The organism is Micromonospora sp. MGP-C2, from assembly GCF_057766525.1.
The window spans coordinates 1-1610 of the sequence record NZ_JBYMEN010000003.1 but is presented as its reverse complement, the minus strand read 5'-3'; the positions used below and the strand labels follow the sequence as shown (position 1 = coordinate 1610).

At 72.9% G+C, this 1610-nt stretch carries 1 protein-coding gene and 2 pseudogenes; all 3 read left to right on the top strand.

Annotated elements, in window-relative coordinates; translation table 11 throughout:
• Positions 1–212 precede the first annotated feature (212 nt).
• Positions 213–716 (top strand): annotated as a pseudogene (locus AC3CF1_RS32625) (acyltransferase domain-containing protein); the annotation flags it as partial.
• Positions 717–861: 145 nt separating this feature from the next.
• Positions 862–1020: pseudogene (locus tag AC3CF1_RS32620) on the top strand (hypothetical protein); the annotation flags it as partial.
• A gap of 77 nt (positions 1021–1097) precedes the next feature.
• The coding region (locus AC3CF1_RS32615) for a hypothetical protein (RefSeq protein WP_488452169.1) at positions 1098–1610 on the top strand (513 nt) is incomplete at its 3' end.

Sequence of the window (1610 nt, the reverse complement as noted above, 5' to 3'; positions counted from 1 at the left end):
GACAGCCCACGGCCAACCCCGTCGACGTCGGTCACACCCTCGCGACGCACCGCGCCGCCCTGCCGTACCGGGCTGTGTCGCTCGGCGCCGACCACCGCGACGCCCTCGACGCGCTCGCGGCCGGCGATTCCGCGGCCGGTCTGGTCGTCGGCGAGGTCTCCGACGGCAAGCTCGCGTTCGTCTTCTCCGGCCAGGGGTCACAGCGACCCGGCATGGGCCTGGAACTGGCCGAGACCTACCCGGTCTTCGCCGAGGCATTCGACGCGGCCTGCGCCGAACTCGACATCCACCTGGACCGCCCGCTGCGCGACGTGATCACCGACGGCGTCGAGCTCGACCAGACCCTCTACACCCAGACGGCGCTGTTCGCCTACGAGGTCGCCCTCTACCGCCTGGTCGAGTCGTTCGGGGTCACCCCGGACCACCTGGTCGGGCACTCGATCGGGGAGATCGCCGCCGCGCACGTCGCCGGCGTGCTGTCCCTCACCGACGCGACGACGTTGGTCGCGGCCCGAGGCCGCCTGATGCAGGAGCTGCCGGCCGGCGGCGTCATGGTCGCCGTACGGGCCACCGAGGCCGAGGTGCTGCCACTGCTGACCGAGGGCGTGGACATCGCCGCCATCAACGGACCCCGCTCGGTGGTGCTGTCCGGTGTGGCCGACGAGGTCGCCGCAGTTGCCGCCCACTTCGAGAAGTCCAAGCGACTGCGGGTCAGCCACGCGTTCCACTCCTCGCTGATGGAGCCCATGCTGGGCGCCTTCGCCCAGGTGGCCGGCGGACTGACCTACCACCCGCCGCGCGATCCCCGTCGTCTCCAACATCACCGGACAGGTCGCGACGGCGCAGGACGCGGACTACTGGGTGCGGCACGTCCGCGAGGCCGTGCGCTTCGCCGACGGCATCGCGACGCTGGAGGCCGACGGCGTCACCACCTTCCTCGAAATCGGCCCGGACGGCGTACTCGCCGCCATGGGAGCGGACTGCGTGACCGGGGCCGTGCTCGTCCCCCTTCAGCGCGCGACCCCCGACCAGGTGCTGACCTTCCTCACCGGCCTGGCCCGAGCCTTCGTCCGCGGCGTCCCGGTGGACTGGGCGCAGTGCTACCCCGGCGGTCGCCTCATCGACCTGCCCACCTACGCCTTCCGGCACCGCGACTACTGGCCGAGCGCCACCCTGGCCGACGTCTTCTCCGGCGTCGACGGCGGGGCGCCGGCGCCAGCGTGCACGACGACGACTTCTGGGCAGCCGTCCAGGACGGCGACCTGGACCGGCTCGGCATCACCGTGGACAGCGCCGGTGACCTGCTCCCGGCCCTGGTCGAGTGGCACCGCAAGCGCCAGGACGGCCACCTCCTCGACGACCGGCGCTACCGCGTCGAGTGGCGCTCGGCGATCGGGGACACAGCGGCAGCCCTGACCGGCTCCTGGCTGGTCATCGGCCCCACCGGCACCGGCGCGGGCATCACCACCACCCTGGCGGGCGCCGGTGCGGACGTCATCAGCGTCGAACTGGCCCCGACCGCCGACCGGGCCGTCATCGCCGCCGTCCTCGGCGACCTGCCGGAGGACCTGACCGGCGTCGTCTACTCTTCGCCCTGGAGACCGGGCTCA